Origin of the sequence: Bradyrhizobium campsiandrae, assembly GCF_014529705.1 — a bacterium.
Classification (GTDB): Bacteria; Pseudomonadota; Alphaproteobacteria; order Rhizobiales; family Xanthobacteraceae; genus Bradyrhizobium; species Bradyrhizobium campsiandrae.
Map to the genome: position 1 here is coordinate 41,024 of NZ_JAANIH010000004.1, position 22,522 is coordinate 63,545.

General features: G+C 63.6%; 24 protein-coding genes. 17 read left to right on the forward strand and 7 right to left on the reverse strand.

From position 1 onward, the window contains the following. Nucleotides 1-753 (reverse strand): molybdate ABC transporter substrate-binding protein, encoded by a 753-nt coding sequence (gene modA, locus G8O24_RS04080; RefSeq protein WP_188097057.1) that lies wholly within the window; start codon nucleotides 751-753, stop codon nucleotides 1-3. Between the two features lie 236 nt (nucleotides 754-989). Between modA and modD the strand changes: the two genes are divergently transcribed. Then, nucleotides 990-1,937 carry a ModD protein gene (modD, locus tag G8O24_RS04085; protein ID WP_188096720.1) on the forward strand — a complete coding sequence of 316 codons (948 nt, stop codon included), beginning with the start codon at nucleotides 990-992 and terminating at the stop codon, nucleotides 1,935-1,937. Nucleotides 1,938-1,967: 30 nt separating this feature from the next. Here the strand turns inward: modD and G8O24_RS04090 are convergent, their stop codons facing one another. Beyond that, entirely contained in the window at nucleotides 1,968-2,945 is a 978-nt protein-coding gene (locus G8O24_RS04090; RefSeq protein WP_311972339.1) for a LacI family DNA-binding transcriptional regulator, read from the reverse strand. 412 nt (nucleotides 2,946-3,357) lie between these two features. Here G8O24_RS04090 and uvrA point away from each other — a divergent pair, with 412 nt between their 5' ends. After that, nucleotides 3,358-5,916 (forward strand): excinuclease ABC subunit UvrA, encoded by a 2,559-nt coding sequence (gene uvrA / locus G8O24_RS04095; RefSeq protein WP_188096722.1) that lies wholly within the window; start codon nucleotides 3,358-3,360, stop codon nucleotides 5,914-5,916. 70 nt (nucleotides 5,917-5,986) lie between these two features. Here uvrA and G8O24_RS04100 read toward each other — a convergent pair whose 3' ends face one another. Next, nucleotides 5,987-6,502 (reverse strand): YciE/YciF ferroxidase family protein, encoded by a 516-nt coding sequence (locus tag G8O24_RS04100; RefSeq protein WP_188096724.1) that lies wholly within the window; start codon nucleotides 6,500-6,502, stop codon nucleotides 5,987-5,989. A 115-nt stretch (nucleotides 6,503-6,617) separates the two neighbouring features. On the opposite strand from G8O24_RS04100, the gene G8O24_RS04105 reads away from it, so the two are divergent. After that, nucleotides 6,618-7,226: a cysteine hydrolase family protein gene (locus G8O24_RS04105; protein WP_188097062.1), complete on the forward strand. Its 609-nt coding sequence runs from the start codon at nucleotides 6,618-6,620 to the stop codon at nucleotides 7,224-7,226. 12 nt (nucleotides 7,227-7,238) lie between these two features. Here the strand turns inward: G8O24_RS04105 and G8O24_RS04110 are convergent, their stop codons facing one another. Then, entirely contained in the window at nucleotides 7,239-8,048 is an 810-nt protein-coding gene (locus G8O24_RS04110; protein WP_244645727.1) for a DUF305 domain-containing protein, read from the reverse strand. A 133-nt stretch (nucleotides 8,049-8,181) separates the two neighbouring features. Between G8O24_RS04110 and G8O24_RS44240 the strand changes: the two genes are divergently transcribed. After that, a complete protein-coding gene (locus G8O24_RS44240) occupies nucleotides 8,182-8,361 on the forward strand; it encodes a hypothetical protein (protein WP_244645728.1) in 180 nt (59 codons plus the stop codon). Here G8O24_RS44240 and G8O24_RS04115 read toward each other — a convergent pair whose 3' ends face one another. Both G8O24_RS04115 and G8O24_RS04120 read right to left on the reverse strand, forming a co-directional pair. After that, on the reverse strand, nucleotides 8,362-8,907 hold the full coding sequence (locus G8O24_RS04115; protein ID WP_188096727.1) for a hypothetical protein: 546 nt from the start codon (nucleotides 8,905-8,907) through the stop codon (nucleotides 8,362-8,364). A gap of 14 nt (nucleotides 8,908-8,921) precedes the next feature. Further along, nucleotides 8,922-10,097, reverse strand: coding sequence for a zinc-dependent alcohol dehydrogenase (locus tag G8O24_RS04120; protein ID WP_188096729.1), 1,176 nt, complete (start codon nucleotides 10,095-10,097; stop codon nucleotides 8,922-8,924). Between the two features lie 160 nt (nucleotides 10,098-10,257). On the opposite strand from G8O24_RS04120, the gene G8O24_RS04125 reads away from it, so the two are divergent. From G8O24_RS04125 to dhaK, 13 genes are all read left to right on the forward strand, one after another. Continuing rightward, nucleotides 10,258-11,040, forward strand: a complete 783-nt coding sequence (locus tag G8O24_RS04125; protein WP_188096731.1) for an SDR family NAD(P)-dependent oxidoreductase — start codon at nucleotides 10,258-10,260, stop codon at nucleotides 11,038-11,040. 478 nt (nucleotides 11,041-11,518) lie between these two features. Further along, complete coding sequence (locus tag G8O24_RS04130) at nucleotides 11,519-12,853, forward strand: ABC transporter substrate-binding protein (protein WP_438503263.1); 1,335 nt, start codon at nucleotides 11,519-11,521, stop codon at nucleotides 12,851-12,853. A gap of 102 nt (nucleotides 12,854-12,955) precedes the next feature. Then, nucleotides 12,956-13,915 carry a carbohydrate ABC transporter permease gene (locus G8O24_RS04135; protein ID WP_188096735.1) on the forward strand — a complete coding sequence of 320 codons (960 nt, stop codon included), beginning with the start codon at nucleotides 12,956-12,958 and terminating at the stop codon, nucleotides 13,913-13,915. Next, nucleotides 13,912-14,865 (forward strand): carbohydrate ABC transporter permease, encoded by a 954-nt coding sequence (locus G8O24_RS04140; RefSeq protein WP_188096736.1) that lies wholly within the window; start codon nucleotides 13,912-13,914, stop codon nucleotides 14,863-14,865. Before G8O24_RS04135 ends, G8O24_RS04140 begins: the two co-directional genes overlap by 4 nt. Next, entirely contained in the window at nucleotides 14,862-15,074 is a 213-nt protein-coding gene (locus tag G8O24_RS04145; RefSeq protein ID WP_188096738.1) for a hypothetical protein, read from the forward strand. Before G8O24_RS04140 ends, G8O24_RS04145 begins: the two co-directional genes overlap by 4 nt. A 5-nt stretch (nucleotides 15,075-15,079) precedes the next feature. After that, nucleotides 15,080-16,177: an ABC transporter ATP-binding protein gene (locus G8O24_RS04150; RefSeq protein ID WP_188096740.1), complete on the forward strand. Its 1,098-nt coding sequence runs from the start codon at nucleotides 15,080-15,082 to the stop codon at nucleotides 16,175-16,177. After that, nucleotides 16,170-17,177 carry an ABC transporter ATP-binding protein gene (locus G8O24_RS04155; protein ID WP_188096742.1) on the forward strand — a complete coding sequence of 336 codons (1,008 nt, stop codon included), beginning with the start codon at nucleotides 16,170-16,172 and terminating at the stop codon, nucleotides 17,175-17,177. The genes G8O24_RS04150 and G8O24_RS04155 overlap by 8 nt, the downstream gene beginning before the upstream one ends. Further along, on the forward strand, nucleotides 17,174-17,788 hold the full coding sequence (gene dhaL, locus G8O24_RS04160; RefSeq protein ID WP_188096744.1) for a dihydroxyacetone kinase subunit DhaL: 615 nt from the start codon (nucleotides 17,174-17,176) through the stop codon (nucleotides 17,786-17,788). Before G8O24_RS04155 ends, dhaL begins: the two co-directional genes overlap by 4 nt. Further along, nucleotides 17,785-18,171 (forward strand): dihydroxyacetone kinase phosphoryl donor subunit DhaM, encoded by a 387-nt coding sequence (gene dhaM, locus G8O24_RS04165; RefSeq protein WP_188096746.1) that lies wholly within the window; start codon nucleotides 17,785-17,787, stop codon nucleotides 18,169-18,171. Before dhaL ends, dhaM begins: the two co-directional genes overlap by 4 nt. Next, nucleotides 18,164-18,478 carry an HPr family phosphocarrier protein gene (locus G8O24_RS04170; protein WP_188096748.1) on the forward strand — a complete coding sequence of 105 codons (315 nt, stop codon included), beginning with the start codon at nucleotides 18,164-18,166 and terminating at the stop codon, nucleotides 18,476-18,478. Before dhaM ends, G8O24_RS04170 begins: the two co-directional genes overlap by 8 nt. A 4-nt stretch (nucleotides 18,479-18,482) precedes the next feature. Next, nucleotides 18,483-20,081, forward strand: a complete 1,599-nt coding sequence (gene ptsP / locus G8O24_RS04175; protein ID WP_311972365.1) for a phosphoenolpyruvate--protein phosphotransferase — start codon at nucleotides 18,483-18,485, stop codon at nucleotides 20,079-20,081. Further along, nucleotides 20,078-20,509, forward strand: a complete 432-nt coding sequence (locus tag G8O24_RS04180; RefSeq protein ID WP_188096752.1) for a hypothetical protein — start codon at nucleotides 20,078-20,080, stop codon at nucleotides 20,507-20,509. Before ptsP ends, G8O24_RS04180 begins: the two co-directional genes overlap by 4 nt. Nucleotides 20,510-20,547: 38 nt before the next feature. Then, nucleotides 20,548-21,537: a dihydroxyacetone kinase subunit DhaK gene (gene dhaK, locus G8O24_RS04185; RefSeq protein ID WP_188096754.1), complete on the forward strand. Its 990-nt coding sequence runs from the start codon at nucleotides 20,548-20,550 to the stop codon at nucleotides 21,535-21,537. A gap of 422 nt (nucleotides 21,538-21,959) precedes the next feature. Here the strand turns inward: dhaK and G8O24_RS04190 are convergent, their stop codons facing one another. Next, the gene (locus G8O24_RS04190; protein ID WP_188096756.1) at nucleotides 21,960-22,469 is read right to left on the reverse strand and encodes an Lrp/AsnC family transcriptional regulator; all 510 of its coding nucleotides are present in this window, start codon (nucleotides 22,467-22,469) and stop codon (nucleotides 21,960-21,962) included. Nucleotides 22,470-22,522: the final 53 nt, after the last annotated feature.

Below are 22,522 nucleotides of genomic sequence, written 5' to 3' on the forward strand. Positions count from 1 at the left end.
TCAGCTCTGTTCGTCCAGCACGTAGCCGTACTTCTCGATGATTGCGCGCGCCTCGGGTCCCCTCAGGAAAGTCATGAACGCGCGGGCGGCCTCGTTGCTGGCGCCGGTCGTCAGCAGGACCGCATCCTGCCGGATCGGATTATAGAGCGCCTGGGGCACCACCCAGCGCGAGCCGGCCTCGCTGCCGGTCAATTGCGACAGCGCGACGAAACCGATTTCGGCATTGCCGGTCTCGACGAACTGATAGGCTTGGGTGATGGTCGCGCCCTCCACCAGCTTCGGTTTCAGCGTGTCATAGAGATTCAGCGACTTCATGGTTTCCACGGCGGCAAGGCCGTAAGGCGCCGCGGCCGGATTGCAGATCGAGAGTTTTGCGAAGGACGCAGCCTTCAACGTCTCTTCGCCGGTCACGATTCCCGGCGACCTGCTCCACAATACGAGCTTGCCGATCGCATAGGTGAAGCGGCTGTCCGCGACCGCAAGGCCGTCCTCGACGAGCTTCTTCGGCCGCGAGTCGTCGGCGGACAGGAAAACCTGGAACGGCGCGCCCTGCGCGATCTGCGTGTAGAACTGGCCGCTCGCGCCGAAGCTCAGCACCGCCTCGTGTCCTGTCTTCTGCTTGAAGCTGGTGGCGATCTCCTTCGCGGCATCGGTGAAGTTGGCGGCGACGGCAACATTGGTCTGCCCGGCTTGTGCGGCGGTGGTTGTGAGCAGCAAGCCTGTGGCGAGGGCGATCGTGCGAAACAGCTTCATGATGAACTCCAGCGGACGGTAACCGCCTCCGCGCCAGCCTGATTGCTGCGAGGCGGCGGCCATCACGGGCTCAGCAATCGGCGTGCCGGATGCGACAACCGGGGTCTGGTGCGAGCCTTGCAGAAATCAGCGTCAAAAGCGGAACGTGCTGCCCCTTGCGGCGGCGGACCGACGATCCGTGTCGGGTTTGCGACAAACTCGTCGGCAAGCCGACACCTACGAGGGGAAGGTACGATATGGCAACCGTTGCATCGCGTGCCGAGCTCGAGCGCCTGCTGGAGGACGACGTGCCCTACGGCGATCTGACCACCGAGGCGCTCGGGATCGGTCCGGCCAACGGCGTCATGCAATTTGCCGCGCGCGCGCCGATGGTTCTGGCGCTCGCCGAGGATGCCGCCGCGGTCATCGCGCTGGCCGGCTGCGATGTCGAGCTGTTCGCAGCATCCGGTGCGACGTTGGAGCAGGGGGCGCCGATCCTCGAGGCCCGTGGTCCGGCCGCGAGCCTGCTGCGGAGCTGGAAGGTCGCGCAGACCCTGATCGAGATCTGGTCGGGTGTCGCCAGCGAGGCCCGCGCCATTGTCGACGCGGCGAGGGCGGTTACCCCGCAGATTCCGGTCGCCTGCACGCGCAAGAACGTGCCGGGCACCAAGCCCTTTGCGGTCGCGGCGGTGAAGGCCGGCGGCGCCGTCATGCATCGGCTCGGCCTGTCCGAGACCGTGCTGGTGTTTCCCGAGCACCGCGCGTTTCTCGGCGAGCTGCCGCTGTTTCTGGCGGTCGAACGATTGCGCCGGGCCGCACCGGAGAAGAAGCTCGTGATCGAGGTGAAGACGGCCGCCGCCGCACTTGCCGCGGCGGTCGCCGGTTTCGACGTGATCCAGGCGGAGAAGTTTTCACCGGCCGAGGTCGCGGCGCTGGTCAAGCGCATGTCATCGATGGCCTATGCGCGGGCGCGTCCGATCATTGCTGCCGCTGGAGGCGTCAATGCCGCGAATGCCGCAGCCTATGCAGAAGCCGGCGCCGACCTCCTGGTCACGTCGTCGCCCTATCTGGCTAGGCCGAAGGACGTGCAGGTGCGCATTGTCGCCGCGGATGAGACAGAGATGCTTGACATGCGTTCGCACCATCCCGCCCATACCGTGAGCGGATCGATGGTCATCGGGAACGAAACTCAATTCTTGGCGTAGCTGAAACAAGTGAGCGCCGACGCTGGCGGCCTACTTCTGCCGCGATTCACGCTTTTGCGCCGGCGCGATCACGACGGCTGCGCACGAATCGCGCACCACAAGCTCCGGCGCGAAAGCGAGCCTCCGGGGCTCCGTGTCGGCGGCTTCGATGCGTTCGAGCAGCATTCGTGCGCAGGTCGCGCCGATCTCCGTGAAGTTCCACCGCAACACGGAGATCGCCGGCTCAGCCAGGAGGGCGAGGTCCGAATCCGCCCCGCCGATGACAGATATATCCCGGGGAACGTGCAAATGCGTGGCGCGGATGGCCTTCAGCACGCCAGGCAGCATATCGATGCCCCCCGCGATGATCGCCGACGGCCTATTTGCGCGCTCGAGCGCAACGGCGGTCTCGCGGAATCCCGTGGCTGCATCGAACCCGGCGGTGCGAACGAGCGCCGGGTCGACATCGAGCCTCTGCGCGGCGAACGCCCGCTTGTAACCCTCGACGCGCGCGCGGGCCGGGTAGATGTTCAATGGGCCCGTCGACAGAAGGATGCGTCGATGCCCGAGCGAGAGAAGGTAAGTCACGGCCTGATTTACCCCGCTCGCATGATCGACCTGCACGATGTCATGTGCGCCATCGACCTCGCGGTCGAACATCAGGACGGGAAAGTCGAGATCATTCCGTGCCTGGGCCAGATCCGTGTCGACCTCGGACGATGTCGTGGTGATCAGTCCCTCGATCCGGCGTTGCCGGAACCGCCGCAGCAGCTCGAGTTCGCGATCTTTCCGGTTATCCGACGAGCAGATCAGCAGGCCATAGCCCGCCTCCTCAAACAGATCCTGCGCCGCTCTCACGAAGCTCGCGAGGACCGGCGTCGTGATGTCGCGTACGATGATGCCGATTTCGCGGGAGCGGCCTTTGCGGACCTCTTGCGCTGCGCGGTTCGGCACAAAGCCGAGCGTTTTTATCGCCGCGAGCACTCGTGTCCGATAGGCCGCTTCCACATTCGGCGCACCGTTGATCACCCTGGAGGCGGTTCCAATTGATACGTTCGCCTGCTTGGCAACGTCGCGAATAGTGATCCGTTTCACGCAAATATCTCTCGCTGGGCTGCCATTTCGGCTTGTTATACAAAGTAAAATCCTGCCTGCCCAGCTTTTGAGGCGGCCGGTTTGGCTCCATCATGAAACGTTTTGTTGTCCAGGCCGATCGCCGACGACTGCCTGCCGTCGCTTCGCTGCGCGTGGTTTTCAGAAAAATGCGCGATTGGGCTGCAGCGCTCGACGCTGCGGAATACGGCTTTTCCGTCGTTGCGGCACTCTAAGCTCGCTGCGCGGTCCCGCTGGCAAAATGTGCCTCGTCTCCGGCGATCTTTGGAACGAACCTGCGCGATCGGGAATGGTCCAGATCTCCTCTGGACGGCATTGGCACCGCGCGATGGACGACAAGGTTTACAAATCAGAGCATGGCGCGGGGCAATCGGCCGCCGGATTTGTCCGGGTGCGGGGTGCGCGCGAGCACAATCTGAAGAACGTCGACGTCGACATTCCGCGCGATGCCCTGGTGGTGTTCACCGGCGTCTCCGGCTCAGGAAAATCCTCGCTGGCGTTCGGAACGCTGTACGCGGAAGCGCAGCGGCGATATCTGGAATCGGTGTCGCCCTATGCCCGGCGGCTGTTTCATCAGATGGCCGTGCCCGAGGTCGACGACGTCGAGGGGCTTCCGCCGGCGGTGGCGCTGCAGCAGCAGCGGGGATCGCCGACCACGCGATCGAGCGTCGGCAGCGTCACGACCCTGTCGAACCTGCTTCGGATGCTCTATTCGCGCGCCGGCGACTATCCGAAGTCGCAGCCGCTGCTTTACGCCGAGTCCTTCTCGCCCAATTCGGCGGAGGGCGCCTGTCCGAAGTGCCATGGCCTCGGGCGCGTCTACGACGTCACCGAACGCTCGATGGTGCCGGACGACACGCTCACCATCCGCGAGCGCGCTATCGCCGCGTGGCCGACGGCATGGCACGGCCAGAACTTGCGCGATATCCTGACGACGCTTGGCTACGACATTGATACGCCCTGGCGCGAGCTTCCCAGGAAGACGCGAAATTGGATCCTGTTTACGGACGAGCAGCCCACGGTTCCGGTCTATGCGGGCTATGACCTCAAGGAGGTCCAGCGAGCGCTGCGGCGGAAGGAGGAGCCGAGCTATCAGGGCACCTTCACCGGTGCCCGGCGCTATGTCATAGAGACCTTTGCCAACACGACCAGCGCGATGATGAAGAAGCGCGTCTCGCAATTCATGCTCAGCACCGAATGTTCGGCCTGCCATGGCAAGCGGCTGAAGCCCGAGGCGCTCTCCGTCAAGTTTGCCGGCATGGACATTGCCGACATGGCACGCTTACCGTTGAAGCAGCTGCTGGCGCTGATGCAGCCCTATCGCGGCGGCAAAGCAGGCCGGCAGGACGCCCATCCGGAGAAGGCCATCGTCGTACAGCGGATCGCGCAGGATCTGAGCGCCCGGCTTGGCGTGCTGCTCGACCTCGGTCTCGGCTATCTCACGCTCGAGCGGAGTACGCCCACCTTGTCTCCGGGCGAGCTGCAGCGTCTGCGTCTGGCGACGCAAGTGCGCTCCAACCTGTTCGGCGTGGTCTATGTGCTCGACGAACCATCCGCCGGGCTCCATCCCTCGGACACCGAGGCGCTGCTCCGCGCGCTCGACCGGCTGAAGGCGGCGGGGAACTCGCTGTTCGTCGTCGAGCACGAGCTGGACGTCGTGCGCCATGCCGATTGGATCGTCGATGTCGGACCGGACGCGGGCTGGCATGGCGGCGAGATCCTTTACAGCGGCCCCATCGATGGACTGAGGTCCGTCGAGAGATCGCGCACCGCGAAATACCTGTTCGGCCGGGCCGTTGCGGCACGGCAAAAACAGCGCTCGCCGCAGGGATGGCTGAAGCTGAACGATGTCACGCGCAACAATCTCAGGGGAATCGATGCCGCTTTCCCGCTGGGTGTGCTGACATCCGTCACCGGCGTATCCGGGTCGGGCAAGTCAAGCCTCGTCAGCCAGTTCCTCGTCGCGGCGCTGAGCGCGCATTTTGGGCAGTCTCATGCATCCGACGACGACGAAGATGTTCTTGAACGCGCGCCCGTCGAGACCTCGAGCGGCAAGATCACGGAAGGGCTCGATCGCCTGAAACGGCTTGTCATCGTGGACCAGAAGCCGATCGGACGAACGCCTCGGTCCAATCTTGCGACCTACACCGGTCTCTTCGACGACGTGCGAAAACTGTTCGCGCGGACGAAGGAGGCGCGGCGACGGCGGTTTGATGCCGGCCGGTTCTCTTTCAATCTGCCGAAGGGGCGTTGCCCGAATTGTCAGGGCGAAGGCTTTGTCTGCGTCGAATTGTTGTTCCTGCCGAGCGTCTATGCGCCGTGTCCCGCGTGCCAGGGCGCGCGCTACAACAGCGAGACGCTCCAGATCAAGCTCAATGGCAAGTCGATCGCGGACGTTCTCCGAATGACCGTCGACGAGGCTCACGCGTTCTTCGCCGACGATGCCCACATTGCGAGGTCGCTCGATGTGATCCGGCAGGTCGGGCTCGGATATATCCGGCTCGGTCAGCCGGCGACGGAGCTCTCCGGCGGCGAGGCGCAGCGGGTGAAGCTCGCCACCGAGCTCCAGCGCACCCAGCGTGCGGGCAGCATCTATGTGCTCGATGAGCCGACCACGGGCCTGCACCCATCCGACGTCGAGAAGCTCATCGCGCAACTGGACGGTCTCGTGCAGGCGGGCAGTACCGTCATCGTCGTCGAGCACGACATGAGCGTCGTGGCTGCAAGCGATTGGGTGATTGATATCGGACCAGGGGCAGGCGATGAGGGAGGGCAGGTTGTCGCGGTCGGAACACCGACAGAGGTCGCCCGTCACGCAACCAGTCTGACAGCACCTTATTTGGCGCGGGCACTCAAACAGTATGGCCCGGGAAGGGCTTCCAGCTAAAGAACTGACGCCCCGGATAACGGAGCAACGGCTCCAGCCCTGAGCTGGAGCCGCGCAATTCCAGCCGCCCTCAAGCGGCGCTCGAGGCCTTCGCGTTCACGCCCTTGCGCAGCGCCACCGTATTGAGCTTGGTATTGGCGGCCTTTTCCTCGTTCAGATTGGTGGTCAGGAAGCGCACGATCTCGTCATGGCCGAGCTCTTCCGCCCAAGCGATCAGTGTGCCGTATCGGCACATTTCGTAGTGCTCGACGGCCTGCGCGTTGGCGACGATCGCCGCATCGAGAACCGCCTTGTCCTCGATCTCGCCGGCGGTTTCATCGGCTTCCTTGATGATGCCATCGATCGCCGGGCACTGGGTGCCGCTGGGTTGTTTGCCGAGCTTGGCAAAGACCTTGTCGAGCCGCTCGACCTGCTTGTTGGTCTCCTCCAGATGCATCTTCAGGCCTGAGACGAGGTCGCGGTTGGTGGCCTTGTCGATCATCTTGGGAAGGGCTTTGAGGATCTGTTGCTCGGCATAGTAGATGTCCTGGAGGCCGTGCATCATCAGGTCCTCCATCGATTTAATGTCCTTGGTGAAGATGCCCATATTCGGTGTCTCCTTCTACAATGTTGCTTTGGAACGCCTCGTCCTCGCGCAGGTTCCTAGTACAGGATGCGCGGATACCGGCCAGAATGTCGCGGGAGGCCGACGGTGGAGGACGATGAGGGACAGCCAGTCGGAGGTCGCCGAAATCAGGGATGCAGTCCATCTCTGCATCGACATGCAGAACATCTTCGCGCCGGGTGGGCTTTGGGCGACGCCCTGGATGGAACGCGTTCTGCCCACTATTGCCGAGATTGTTTCGCTGTACCAGGCCCGCACCATCTTTACGCGCTTCATCACGCCGAAGGTGCCGGAGGATCGTCCCGGGCAGTGGCAAAACTATTTTCGGCGCTGGCACCAGGCAACGCGAGATCACCTTCCGTCATATGCTCTTGAGCTGGTGCCGGAGCTTGCCCGCTACGTGCCGCCGGTTCGCATCGTCGACAAGCCGGCGTACTCGGCGTTCAGCAATCCGGCCCTGGCCAGTCTGTTGGTCGAGCGAGGGATCGGAACGGTTGTGATATCGGGCGCGGAGACCGACGTCTGCGTGCTCTCGACTGTGCTGAGTGCCGTCGATCTCGGCTTCAGGGTGGTCATCGTCGAGGACGCGCTGTGCAGCTCATCGGATGTCGGCCACGATGCACTCATGACGATGTATCGCACGCGCTTCCACGGCCAGGTCGATCTGGTGACGTCGGCGGAGTTGACCGAGTATTGGCGCGAATGAGCCACATCGGGATCAGTTCACGGTATCGCGCAGCATGTTCCGAGTGGCGGTCAAGACCGCGGCCATGCCCTCCGAGCCCTGCATCAACGCGATCTCGCCCTGCTGCTCATGGCGGATGGCATGGGCCATCACGCGCAAGCGCGGATCGCCGCGGCTGTGCCACATCTGGTTCGCCATCGTCACCGCGCCGCGGTGGTGGCGGCTCATCATCTCGACGAACATTGCGTCGAACTGATCAGGCGGGACAAGCTTGACCAGTCGCATCTCCGTCGGGGTCAGGAAGCCCGGCATCGCGGCACGTTCGTCGGCGGTGCAATCGGGGATCTCAGTATCGAACCAGCTCAGCCACCAATTCTCGAAAATCCTGATCTCGCCGGTCTGGCTCGCCACCATCAGCATGGCCAGCGTGCGCAGATGCGGATCGCGCGCATGGTCGGCGGCGAATTGGGCCAGCTCGATGCCCTGCTCATGATGCGTCGTCATGTGCCTGATATAGGCCTGATCAGCATCCCGGTCGTGTCCCAGCCACGGCAGCTCGTAGCCACCGCCGCCGAACAGGGCGATGGTCCCCAATAGCACCATGACCGACATTGCGCCCGAGCCCCATGCAGTGGTGAATCGGACGATTTGCGCCGGTGCCTGGCCACGGCGCCAGCGCAACCTGGCGAACAGTGGATACATCACGGCCGAGGAGCTGTGGACCAGCAGGCCGATCCAGTAGGCTTGCTGAAGGCTGAAGATCGGCTGCCAAAACGGAAACAGCGGCACCAGCACGAACCATTCCATGCTCGAAGAGAACAATGCCCAAGGCAAGGCCAGCAACAGGATTGTCCGCGGCCGGAGGTTCGCGGTCCAGCGCCCGAGCACCCCGAAAAAGAAGACGGCCCAGGAAAAATCTGCCCATTGGTGAAAGGCGATCCCCGTCGGGATCGCGCTCCACGACGGCTCTGCGCCAATGGCCCAGTCACCAGCCGGAATGGAGGCAACCGTCATCCAGTCCACCGCGGCATCGCGGCCGATCCGGGCGGCGAAAAGCTGGCTGACGATGGTCGAGAACGTGCTGCTGATCAGCCCAAGCTCGATCGCGGCGAACCAGCGCGAGCGCAGGCGCTGGTCGTTCGCGAGGGCAGCCTAGTCAGGAGGCGACACCAGCGGTCGCGTGCTTGATCAAATCTTTCGCTCCGCTTCGCGTGGCTTCCAACCCTTTGGGAAAGCCGCTCCGATTCGGATAAAGCCTGCGCCTTGCGGTACGGGCCGGCCGCTGCGGCTTGGTCTCCTGCGCGGCGCGATAGTCGAGCATGGCGATGCCGCCGACCATGAGCAGGGCCAGCGCGATGTTGCCCTTCTTGGGATTGTCCGACGTCAATCCGGACAGAAGCGCTGCGGCGTCGAGCCCGTCGCCACCGACGCGGGCCCAGAGACCGGCGTTCTTGTCGACCGAGAGCGACATGATGCCCGCGAGGATCTCGCGGATGCCGAATGCACGGACCATCGTCTCGCTGCCTTCCATGCCCAGCGTTTCCGTCACACGCCGCGGCGCCAGCAGCTCCATGGCACCGAGGCCAATGCTGAACCAGCCAAGGGCGCGTGCGAGCTGGTCTTGCGGTCGCTTCAGGCTGGGTCCGCCCTCGACAATCGCAGGATCACCCTTGGAGCGCACGATGTTGGAGAAATGAAACATGTTGGTCTGCTCCTTCAGGGCTTCAGTACGACCTTGACACAGGAGTCGCGCTTGTCGCGGAACACCTGGTACATCTCGGGTCCTTGGTTGAGCGGCACGGTGTGGGTGATGACGAAGGAGGGATCGATCTCACCCTCTTCGATGCGACGGAGCAGATCGTCGGTCCAGCGATTGACGTGGGTCTGGCCGGTCCGCATCGTCAGGCCCTTGTTCATGAAGGCGCCCATCGGCAGCTTGTCGGAGAAGCCGCTATAGACGCCGGGCACCGAGATGATGCCGCCGGGCCGGCACACATAGATCATCTCGCGCAGCACGTGCGGCCGGTCGCTCTCCAGCATCACCATCTGCTTGGCGCGGTCGAGCACGGTGTCGGGCAGGGTTGCCATGACATGCGATTCCATGCCGACGCAATCGATGCATTTTTCAGGCCCCTTGCCGTCGGTAAGCTCCTGGAGCCGCTCGAGCACGCTCTCGGTCTCGAAATTGATCGTGGTGGCGCCGGCGGCCTCTGCCATGCTCAGCCGCTCGGGCAGGCAGTCGATCGCGACGACCTGGTTGGCTCCGAGCAGGATGGCGCTGCGGATCGCCATCTGGCCGACGGGCCCACAGCCCCAGATCGCGACCGTATCGGTCGGCACGATGTCGCATTGCGCAGCCGCCTGCCAGCCGGTCGGGAAGATGTCGCTGAGGAACAGCAACTGCTCATCCGGAATTCCCGCGGGAACCTTGATGTGGGTGGCATCGGCGAAGGGAACCCGCAGATACTCGGCCTGGCCGCCGGGATAGCCGCCGGTCAGATGCGTGTAACCGAACAAGCCTGCGGTCGAATGTCCGAACACCTTGTCGGCCAGGTGGCGCTTGCGGTTGGTGGTCTCGCAAACCGAGAAATTGCCTCGTTTGCACTGGTCGCATTCGCCGCAAATGATCGTGAAAGGGACAACGATGCGATCGCCCTTCTTCAGCTTGCCGTCGACGCCGGAGCCGACCTCGACCACTTCGCCCATGGTCTCATGGCCCATGATGTCACCCGGCATCATCCCGGGGATGTAGTTGTGAAAGAGGTGGAGATCCGAGCCGCAGATCGCGCAGCTCGTGACCTTGATGATGGCATCGCGGGGGTCCTGGATCTCAGGATCGGTGACCGTGTCACACCTGATATCCTCCTTGCCGTGCCAAACCAGTGCCTTCATGTCCATGCTCCAACTGAATTACGAGGCATCTAAGTCGAGGATGGAACGATGGTTGCTATCCGACGCGCAAATTCTGTAACCGGCCCGCTTGCGTGCAGATAGGAACGAGGAGCTGGCGGAGCGATTGGGCGTCATCACCTCAACCTCAAGGACATCTGCCATGCCCGCCAACCAACTCGCCGTCGTCACCGGCGCCTCCACCGGTATCGGCCTGGAACTCGCCAAATGCTGTGCTGAAGACGGCTTCAACCTCGTCATCGCCGCGAACGAGCCGGCCATCCAGCAGGCCGCCGCCGAGCTCCGCAACAGCGGTGCCAGCGTGGAGGCGGTCGAGGCTGATCTTGCGACGATCGAAGGCGTCGACAAGCTCTGCGCCGCGGTCGGCGATCGTCCGATCGACGCGCTCTTAGCCAACGCCGGTGTCGGCCTCGGCAATGCCTTCCTCGATCAGGACTTCGGCAGGATCAGGCGCGTGATCGATACCAACATCACGGGCACGCTCTATCTCATCCATCGCGCCGGCAACGAGATGCTCCGCCGCAACGCAGGCCGCATCCTGATCACTGGGTCGATCGCAGGCTTCATGCCGGGCAGCTTTCAGGCCGTCTATAACGGCACCAAGGCGTTCCTCGATTCCTTTTCTTTTGCATTGCGCGAGGAATTGCGCGACAGCGGCATCACCGTCACCTGCCTGATGCCCGGCGCGACCGAGACGGAGTTCTTCCGCCGCGCCGACATGATGGACACCAAGGTCGGAACCGAGGAGAAGGACGATGCGCATGAGGTGGCGAAGGCCGGCTTCGATGCGATGCTGCGCGGCGAGTCCGACGTCGTCACGGGCATGAAGAACAAGCTTCAGACGACGCTCGCCAATGTCACGCCGAACGAGGTGCTGGCGCGGCAGCATCGCAAGATGGCCGAGCCAGGCACGGCGAAGCAGTAAAGGATAGATTGCCGCCCTGCACCGGTCGTTCGACGTACTGTTCGTTCAGTACGATTTTCTGCTGACTCCGGCCGCTGCGGCCGTGCAGTGTTCACGCCGGTCACCAATGCGCTTGGGCTACCTGCGGTCGCGGTGCGCGAGGCGTCGCCGCGATGAGCAGCGACGAAGGGACTGGCTATTCGCGCGGCATTTGGCGCGAGGTTCGTGAGATCCCTGAGCCAATCTCAAGGTTCGAGCGATGATCAGGCGCGGTGTCGAAGAACCGGCCAAATCCGCTTGCAATGTTTAGTAAACCGTGCACTACTAAACAAATCGAGCCTGCCGGGCCTTTAGAATCCGGGTGGCGCGAGGAAACGCCAGTTTAGTTGTTCAGCTCGTCATGGACTGTGTCGCTCTGCTCGAAGCATTCGAGCGGGTAGGAAAGCCGCGCCATGTCGATGGCCGGCCCACTCGGAGGGAACGTGCAATGAAACGAACGATGAAGACGCTTGTCGTGGCATGCGGGGCTGTGGCCGCCGCGCTCGGTGCTGGAGCGGGTATCACGCCCGCGCAGGCGCAGAGCAAGACCATCACGCTGTGCTGGGCCGCATGGGACCCCGCCAACGCGCTGGTCGAATTGTCAAAGGACTTCACCGCGAAGTCGGGCATCGGTATGAAGTTCGAATTCGTGCCGTGGACCAACTACGCCGATCGATTCCTGAACGAACTCAATTCGCGCGGCTCGCTGTGCGATCTCATCATCGGCGATTCACAATGGATCGGCGGCGCCGCCGAGAACGGCCAGTACGTCAAACTCAACGATTTCTTCAAGAAGGAAGGAATCAGCATGGACGACTACATGCCGGCCACAGTGGTCGGCTATTCCGAGTGGCCCAAGAACACGCCGAACTACTGGGCGCTGCCCGCGATGGGTGATGCGGTCGGCTGGACCTATCGCAAGGACTGGTTCGCGCGGCCGGACGTGCAGAAGGACTTCAAGGCCAAGTACGGCCGCGAGATCGGCGTGCCGAAGACGCTTGATGAGCTCAAGGACATCGCGCAATTCTTCCAGGGCCGCGAGATCGACGGCAAGAAGGTCTATGGCGCCTCGATCTACACCGAGCGTGGCTCGGAAGGCATCACCATGGGCGTCTCGAACTACCTCTACGACTACGGCTTCAAATACGACGATCCGAAGAAGCCCTATGCGATGGACGGGTTCGTGAACTCGGCCAGCGCCGTGAAGGGGCTCGAGGCCTACAAGGAGCTCTACAAGTGCTGCACGCCGCCCGGCGCCTCCAACTCCTACATGTCGGAGGGGCTTGACGCGTTCAAGTCTGGCCAGGTCGCGCTGCAGATGAACTTCTTCGCCTTCTTCCCGGGCCTCTACAGGGATCCGAACGTCGGCGGCGACAAGATCGGCTTCTTCGTCAATCCAGCAGGTCCTGCCGGCCAGGCAACGCAGCTCGGTGGCCAGGGCATCTCGGTGGTCTCGTATTCGAAGAACCAGGCCGAGGCGCTGCAATACATAAAGTGGTTCTCCGGCGGCGACGTCCAGAAGAAGTGGTGGGCACTCGGCGGCTATTCCTGCGCCAAATCCGTGCTGAACGACCCGAGCTTTCCGAACAGCGCGCCTTTCGCCAAGGAGTTCCTGCAATCGATGGGCATGGTCGTCGACTTCTGGGCCGAGCCTTCTTACGCCCAGCTGCTGCAAGCCGAGCAGAAGCGCGTGCATGACTATGTGGTGGCCGACAAGGGTACCGCGCAGGAAGCGCTCGACGGTCTGGTCAAGGACTGGAAGGCGATCTTCAAGGAAGAGGGCAAGAAGTTCTGACGCGAGCTGACCGGAGCGCGAGTGCTCGCGCTCCGGCCTTTTGTTCGAGATGACCGGAATTTGTCGCAGTGGCGACGCAGGATGCCAGGATCGGTCCACGCAATGAACGAATTGAGCGCCTCTTCGCGGATCACCTATCGGGCCGTCATGGTCCGGCCAGACGTGGCGCGTCGCATCCGGGGCCTGTCCGACAGGACGCTCGCTTGGCTCTTCATCACGCCGACGATCGTGCTGCTGCTGGCGATCAATATCTTCCCGCTGCTCTGGACGATCTATCTGTCGTTCACGAACTACCGCGCTAACAGATCCAACGTGCCGACGATCTGGCTGGGCCCGGACTGGTACCAGTCGATCCTGACCGATCCGGACATCTGGGCTGCAATGCAGGTCACCGCGCATTTCGTGATTTGGACGGTGGTGATCGAGACCGTCCTTGGATTTGGCCTTGCCTACCTCATCGACAAGAAATTCCGCGGCCACGGGATGTGGACCACGATTATCCTGCTGCCGATGATGCTCTCGCCGGCCGTCGTCGGCAATTTCTGGACGTTCCTGTACCAGCCCCAGATCGGACTGTTCAATTACGTGGTTGCCTTCTTCACCGGCAGCGCGGCTTCGTCCTTCCAGATGCTGGGCGACGTCACGCTGAGCCCCTGGGCCATCGTCATCGTCGATGCCTGGATGTGGACGCCTTACGTCATGCTGATTTGTCTGGCCGGCCTGCGTTCGATCCCCGACTACATCTATGAGGCGGCAGAGGTCGACCGCGCATCGAAATGGCGGCAATTCTGCTCGATCACGCTGCCGATGGCATTGCCGTTCATCATGCTGGCGGTGCTGTTCCGCGGCATCGAGAATTTCAAGATGTTCGACATGGTCAATCTGCTCACGGGCGGCGGGCCGGGATCGACCACGGAAGTCGCTTCGATCACGCTCAAGAGGGCGGCGTTCGAGAGCTGGCGCACCGGATATTCCTCGGCCTTCGCGATCATCCTGTTCGTGACTGTCTTTGGCCTCGCCAACATCTATGTGAAGGCGCTGAACAAGGTGAAAAGCCGATGACCTCAGCCACCGCCGCCCATTCGGTCGTCGAGCCCTCGGCAACGACGCGGCGCCTTGCCGGTTCGCTGGTCGTGCTCTACGCCATCATCACCATGATTCCGCTGGTCTGGATCATGCTGACCGCGTTCAAGTCGCCCGACGATGCGATCTCCTATCCGCCGAAGGTGATGTTCAAGCCGTCGCTCGAAGGCTTCTGCAACCTCTTCACCACCCGCTCGCGCCAGACGCCGGAGTTCATTCGCTCGCTGGGACCGCCGCAAGGCCTTTGCGACAGCATCGCGCGCGAACGCAACATGGTGGTCGCCGGTCCCTCGAACTATGTTCCGCGCTTCGTCAACTCGTTGATCATCGCGTTCGGATCGACCGTGCTTGCCGTCACGCTCGGCACCTTGTCGGCCTACGGCTTCTCCCGGTTCCGCGTACCGTTGAAAGATGACCTGCTATTCTTCATCCTGTCGACCCGGATGATGCCGCCGATCGCCGTCGCGATCCCGATCTATCTGATGTACCGCACCATCGGGCTGTCGGACACGAGGCTCGGGATGATCCTGCTCTATACCTCGGTCAATGTCTCGCTCGCGGTCTGGCTGCTCAAGGGCTTCATCGACGAAATTCCGCGTGAGTACGAAGAGGCCGCGATGATCGACGGGTACACCCGATTCCAGGCGTTCGTGAAGGTGGTGCTGCCGCAGGCAACCACGGGAATCGCGGCAACCGCAATTTTCTGCCTGATCTTCGCCTGGAACGAATACGCCTTCGCGGTGCTCCTCACCTCGGGCAATGCGCAGACGGCACCGCCCTTCATCCCGATCATCATCGGCGAGGGCGGGCAGGACTGGCCCGCCGTGGCCGCCGGCACGACGCTGTTCCTGGTACCGATCGTGGTGTTCACGGTCCTGCTCCGCAAGCATCTGCTGCGCGGCATCACCTTTGGGGCGGTTCGCAAATGAGTGTCGATCTCACGTCCTCCATTACGCGTCGCGGTCTCGCCGACCGCGTGCTGCGGCGCGGCCCGCTCGAAGCCGTTGCGACAACGATCATCGCCGCCGGCGTCGTGATGCTGATGCAACCATTCTCGTTGACGCTCTACTCTTGGTCGTTTGCGACGACCCTGTTCGGCACGGTGATGTTCACTGTCGTGTCCAAGGTCCGGGAGTAGGCGGGATGGCACGGATCGATGTCGAGGCGCTCGACAAATCCTTTGGTGGCTTCCATGCGGTCAAGTCCGCCAGCTTCACGGTGGAGGATGGCCAGTTCCTCTGCCTGCTCGGACCGTCCGGCTGCGGCAAGACCACGACACTCCGGATGATTGCGGGCTTGGAGTTGCCGACGGCAGGCACGATCAGGCTCGACGGCGAGGACGTGACGATGAACCGCGCCTCGGCGCGCGACATCGCCTTCGTGTTCCAGCTGTTCGCGCTCTATCCGCACATGAATGTCCGGCGCAACATCGGCTTTCCCCTGAAATGCGAGGGCATCGGTGCGGCGGAACGCGACCGTCGCGTCGTCGAGGCCGCGCGCATCCTGCGGATCTCGCATCTGCTCGACCGCTCCGTCTCCGGCCTTGCCGGCGGCGACCGCCAGCGCGTCGCTCTGGGGCGGGCGATCGTGCGCAAGCCGAAATGCTTCCTGATGGACGAGCCGCTCGGCGCGCTCGACACCGAGATGCGGGAGGCCATGATTCATGAGCTGCGTGCCCTGCATGATCGGCTCGGCGCGACGACTGTCTATGTCACCCACGATCAGCTCGAGGCCATGGCGATGGCCGACAGGATCGCGGTGATGAACAACGGCGTCGTCGAGCAGGTGGCGAGCCCGCGCGACGTCTATGACCGGCCGGCATCGCTGTTCGTTGCCGACTTCATCGGCTCCCCGCCGATGAATTTCCTGCCGTTCCGTGGCGGCTTGCAAACCGGCGCAGAGGCGATCACGCTCGGGGAGCGCGACGTGGCGATTCCTGCGGCGCGGGAGGCGATGGCGGAAAGCGAGCTTGTGCTCGGGGTGCGGCCCGAACACGTGCGTTTCACCGATCAGGGTATGGTGCGCGGTGAAGTCTATGGCACGGAATATCTCGGCACGACGCAGATCGTGACCGTGACGACGCACTACGGCGCACTCAAGGCCCGCTCAGCCAGCAGCAGATCGTTTCGGATCGGCGAGACTGTCGGGCTCGACTTCCGGCCCGATACGTTGTCGATTTTCGACAAGGCATCCGGCCGGGCGATCCGCACCGCGCTGCATGAGGGAGGTGCGCATGGCTGAGGTCGAGATCAATGCCGTGTCCAAGGCCTTCGGCAAGCTGCAAGCGGTGACCGATCTGTCGTTGACAATCGGCAACGGCGAATTCGTTGCGTTGCTTGGGCCGACCGGCGCCGGCAAGACGACGGCATTGCGTTTGATCGCCGGACTGGAGCAGCCGGATGAAGGTTCAATCCGCATCGATGGGCGCGACGTGACGGGCGATGCGCCGGCGGACCGCGACGTTGCCTTTGTCTTCCAGCAATATTCGCTGTATCCGCACCTCACCGTGTTCGAGAACATGGCCTTCGCGCTGCGTGCGCCGATCCGCCGCATGCCCGAGGCCGATATCCGTGCGAAAGTGCAGGATGTGGCGCGTCTGCTTCACATCGAGACCAAGCTGGACAACAAGGCGACGCTGTTGTCGGGCGGGCAGATGCAGCGCGTCGCGATCGGCCGGGCGCTGGTCCGCTCGCCCTCGATCTATCTGATGGACGAGCCGCTCTCCTCGCTGGATGCCAAGCTGCGCGGCGAATTGCGCCTCGAGCTCAAGCGGATCCAGGTCGATCTCGGCGCGACGATCCTCTATGTCACCCACGATCAGACCGAGGCGATGACCATGGCGTCGCGCATCGGCGTGATCGAAGGCGGGCGCTTGATGCAGATCGGCACGCCGCGGGAGATCTACGAGAACCCGATCAATGCGCATGTCGCGGCGCGGCTAGGTCAGCCGGTGATCAATCTGTTGCCGGCGGGCCTGTTCGCCGGCGCGCCTCATGGCGCCGAAACGATCGGCGCACGGACCGAGCACCTGACAATCGCGCGCGGTGGCGGCGACGTTTCGGCGACCGTCAAGCGGGTCGAGCATCTCGGCGACCAGAGCCATCTCCATCTCGACCTTGCTGGCCGACCCGTCGTGACCCTGGCGGATCCCGAGGCGGCCTTTGGTGCCGGAGAGGTCGTGTCGCTGCGTTTGAACAAACCGTTGTTTTTCGATGCGAAGGGCCGGAGGGTCGCGGCATGAGTCTTGATCGGGTGGCCAGGGAAAGATTGGTGCAAGCGCTGGCAGCGTCAGTGATCGAACACGCGGACGAGTTGACGAGCCTCGATCAGGCGATCGGCGATGGGGATCACGGCCTGAACATGAAGCGCGGTTTCGAGGCTGTGCTGGCGGCATTGCCGGGCCTTGCCGACAAGTCGCTCCCGGAAATGCTGAAGGCAATTGGAATGACGTTGGTGATGAAGGTTGGCGGGGCGTCGGGGCCGCTGGTCGGAACTTTCTTCATGGAGCTGGGCAAGGCGCTTCCGGAACGGCCGGGCCGGGCCGATCTGGTCGCCGCGACGGAGAAAGCGATCGAGGCGGTCAAGGCGCGCGGCCGTTCCGAGGCAGGGCAGAAGACGCTGCTGGATGTCCTGGTGCCGGTTCACGCCGTTCTCGCGGGAGGCGGGGATGCCAAGGCGATCGCTGCCGAGGCGGTGCAGGCGGCGGATCGTACCACGCCGATGCAGGCGCTTCGCGGCCGCGCGTCGTTTCTTGGCGAACGCTCCGTCGGTCACATGGATCCGGGCTCGCGTTCGGCGTCCCTTCTGATCGGCGCAGCAGTCGAGACACTGGAATTCGAGGTCAATCCATGAGCAACGTCGGAATTGTCATCGTGTCGCATTCGCCAAAGATCGCGGAAGGCGCGGCCGATATGGTGCGCCAGATGGTCGGGGACGTCGTGCCTCTGGCTTGGAGCGGCGGCGACGTCGATGGCGGCCTGGGTACGAACGTTGCAGGGATTCTCGAAGCGATCGAAACCGCCTGGTCACCAGCGGGTGTTGCGATCCTCGTCGATCTTGGCGGTGCCGAGACCAATTCGGAGATGGCGGTCGAGATGCTCCCGGAAGACCGGCGCGCGCGTGTGCTTGTCTGTAATGCCCCCGTGGTCGAGGGGGCCGTGATCGCTGCGACCGAATCTTCGGGCGGCTCATCGCTTGCTGCCGTCAAGCGCAGTGCGGAGGAATTCTATGCATGATGCCAACGCCAACCGGGCGGCCCAGACGTTTGTGCCGCTGGCCGCTTCGGCGGTCCTCGTCAATCCGGTCGGCCTGCACGCGCGGCCGTCGGTGAAGCTCACGCAATGCGCGAAAGGCTTTGTCGCGAAGATCGAGATTGCGTTGGCAGCCGACGGTCCCTGGACCGACGCCAAGAGTCCGGTGAAAGTGATGCGCGTGAAGGCGCCGCAAGGCGCGACGCTGCATTTCCGTGTCGCCGGTCCCGACGGCGATGCGGCGCTCGCGGCCATGCTGGCGCTGGTGCATGACGGTTTCGGCGAGGCGTAGAATCGTGGGCGAGATCCATCTCACCGGCCATCCCGCTTCGCCTGGTCTTGCCATCGGCCCGGTTGCCGTGCTGACGAGGGCAGTGGCGAGCAGGGCGGCGAAGGACGATCCCGCGCAGGAGGCCGCAGCACTGAAGGCGGCGATCGAGGGGGCTGCAGCCGAGCTTGCCGAACTGATCGCGACGGTTCATGGCGAGGCCGCGGAGATCCTGGAATTCCAAGTCGCGATGCTGGGCGACGATGCGCTTGCGGAGAGTGCCTACGAAGCCATTGTCGCCGGTACGGCTGCCGATGATGCATGGCGCGCGGCGCTCGACGCGGAAGTCGCCGGTTACCGCGCGGCGGACGAGGAGTATTTCCGGGCGCGTGCCGCGGATCTGGTCGACATTCGCGATCGCGTGCTGGCCGGGCTGAATGGCACAAGCGCGATCGCCAAGATCTCCGGCGATTCCGTCGTCACGGGTGATGATATTTCGCCGTCGACATTCCTCGCGGTTGACTGGACCCGTGGCGGTGCCATTGCGCTCGCCAGTGGATCGCCGTCGTCGCATGTCGCCATGCTCGCGCGATCGCGCGGCGCTCCCATGGTGGTCGGGTTGGGGCCGTTGCCGTGGAACGGACAGCCGCCGTCGCTGGCGCTGGTCGACGGCGATGCCGGAACGGTGATCTTCGATCCTCAGCCCGAAACGCGCCGCCTCTTCGAGCAGCGCTTGGCTGCTGCGAATGCGGCACGGATTGCTGCCGACGCCGGTCGTCTCAAGCCGGCACTGACGGCCGATGGTCGGTGTATCGCCGTTCTTCTCAATGTTGCTGCCCCCGAAGATCTTGCGGGCCTTGATCCCGCAATCTGCGACGGGATCGGCCTCGTGCGGACGGAGTTTCTGTTCGAGGGGTCGAGAGGTCTACCCGACGAGGATGCGCAATACGCCGTCTACCGCCGAATTCTCGAATGGGCCGGAGGGCGGCCGGTGACGATCCGCACGCTTGATGCCGGCGGCGATAAGCCGATTCCCGGCGTGACGGTCGACGGCGAGCGCAATCCGTTCCTGGGCTTGCGTGGGATCCGGCTCTCGCTGGCGCGGCCGGAGGTGTTTCGCGTGCAGTTGCGGGCGCTGTGCCGCGCGGCCGTGCATGGGACGCTGAAGGTGATGTTGCCGATGGTCGCGATCCCTACGGAGTTCGACCGCGCCAACGCCATGCTGGATGCGGAGTTCGACGCACTCAAGGCAGAGGGCATCGCCTGCGCCCGCCCTCCGCTCGGCATCATGGTCGAGATCCCATCGGCAGCGCTATGCGCCGAGGATTTCGCCGCGGCGTTCTATTCTATCGGATCGAACGACCTGACCCAATACACGATGGCTGCGGCACGCGATATCGGCGCTGTCGCCGACCTCAACGACGCCGGTCATCCTGCGGTGCTGGCGCTGATTGCGCGAACGGTCGAGGCCGGACGCAAGCGGGGTGCGGAGGTCTCGCTCTGCGGCGATGCCGCCGCCGACACGCGCTTGACGAGCGCGCTGCTGGCGACGGGCTTGACGGTTCTGTCGGTCTCACCGATTGCGGTGGCGCGGCTCAAGGCGGTCATTGCCAGGGAGACCGCATGAGCGACGACGCAGGGGAAGACACAAGCCGGCCCGGCGACAGCAATGTTGCGGACTACAAGCTCATCCTGCGGCGGGCGCTCGACAACCGGCCATCCGGGACGCGGTTGAAGCTTGCGGCGGCGCTCGGCAAGAACCGCTCCTTTGTCAGCCAGATCACCAACCCGGCCTATCTGGTGCCGATTCCAGCCAAGCATGTCGCGATCATCTTCGAGGTCTGCCATCTCTCCGGTACCGAGCGGGCGGCGTTCCTCGAAGCATATGGCCGCGCGCATCCGGGACGGCTGCGCGGCGCCCATCGCGAGGCGCGCACGCGCACTGTGACAGTGACGGTGCCCGATCTCGGAGACGACAAGAAAAATCGCGCGCTGGAGCAGCTCATCGTCGATTTTGCAGCTCAGCTCGCGCGCTACACCGAAAGTATTGGCTGACGGATTCGAAAGGCAAAAAGGATAACCGGGAGGACGCCATGAAAAAGCTGATCAACAGCGCCGACACGGTGCTCGAAGAGAGCCTCGACGGGTTGGCGATTGCACATGCTGACATCCTGCTGCTCGGTGCTGACAGGAAGTTCGTGCGCCGGCGCAACCTGAAACCAGGCAAGGTCGCGCTCATCTCGGGCGGCGGCTCCGGCCATGAACCGCTTCATGCGGGCTTCGTCGGGCATGGCATGCTCGATGCCGCCTGTCCGGGCCAGGTTTTCACGTCGCCGACGCCGGACCAGATGATCGAGGCGGCGGAGGCCGTCGACACCGGGGCGGGCGTGCTCTTCATCGTCAAGAATTACGAGGGCGATGTGATGAATTTCACCATGGCCGCCGAGATGGCCGGGCGCGAGGTCGCAAGCGTCGTGACCAACGACGATGTTGCGGTCGAGAAATCGACCTACACGACCGGCCGTCGCGGTGTCGCGGGCACGCTGATCGTGGAAAAGATGGTCGGTGCCGCCGCTGAAAGGGGAATGCCGCTCGCCGCGCTGAAGACGCTCGGCGATGACGTCAACCGACGCACCCGCTCGATGGGGGTGGCGCTGCTGCCGTGCACAGTGCCGGCGGTGGGCCGGCCGAACTTCACCCTGGCCGACAACGAAATGGAAATGGGTGTCGGCATTCATGGCGAGCCGGGACGCCGAAGGGTGCCGCTGGGCTCTGCCGATGCGATTGCTGCCGAGATGCTCGACGCGATTTTGGGCGATCTTGCGCCGAGCAAGGGCAGTGAGGTCCTGCTTCTGGTCAACGGGTTCGGTGCGACGCCTCTCCTCGAACTCTATCTGATGGCCAACCGCGCCAAGCGCATTCTGGACGGGGCGGGGATCACGGCGACACGTTTCCTGACCGGGTCTTATGTGACGTCCCTCGACATGGCCGGTGCCTCCATCACGGTTTCCGTGCTCGACAGCCAGTCGAAGGAATTGTGGGATGCCGAAGTGCATACCGCTGCGCTGCGCTGGGGTATCTGATGGACGGAAACGCAAAGGTCAATCATGCGCGATGATAGGACAATCCTGAGGCTCGCTATGCGGCCGCCGGCTAAGTCATTTGCCCCATAGCGACCAACGATTGAGTGTGGACCGCTTTCTCCAAAGTTGATGACAGGGCGTTTTGCTCAAACCGGACCATCATTGTCGTGACGCGCTGTTCGCTGCTCAATTTGGCTCAACTTGGTCTATGATGGATCTTGGTCGCCGCAGCAAGCGTAGCTCTCATCGGGAGATGCGCATTGCCGCCGTGGCCGGGCGTGACATGCAAGCGATACACAGGGAGCGCCGGGCTCCAAGGGCGGTGATGGCGACCAATCCGAGGGCCGATTGTGCTCATCGCCCCTGGCGATGAGTGTTGTTACCGGGTGATGCCTACCGGACTCTCGCCCGAGCGCATTGCATCAATCGACCGCGATCGGCGGCACCGGCAGAGCCGTGATCGACTTGATCTTCTCCATCGCGAAGCGCGAAGTGACGTTCTTGAGCGGGACGGCGTGGATCAGCTTCTTGTAGAACACGTCGTAGCTCTGCATGTCCGGCACGACGACGCGCAGCATATAGTCGACGTCGCCAGCCATCCGGTAGAATTCCATCACCTCGGGCATGGCGCTGACGGCCGCGGCGAAACGCTTTAGCCAGGCGTCGGAATGATCCGAGCTTTCCACCGAGACGAACACGGAGAGGCCGAGGCCGATCTTGTTCTGATCGACCAGCGCAACGCGCCTCAGGATCACCCCGTCGGCCTCCAGCCGCTGGATGCGCTTCCAGCAGGGCGTAGAGGACAGGCCGACGCGGTCACCGATCTCCGCCACCGAGAGCGAAGCATCCTCCTGAAGCACCGTCAGGATCTTGCGGTCGATGGCGTCGAGGCGGCGGCCAGTCTCGGCGAGCTGCAACGCAGCGTCGGACATTGTCTGATTACCTTTGTGTCAGTGGAAGCTCGGTGGCCGGCGCTTAAGCAGGG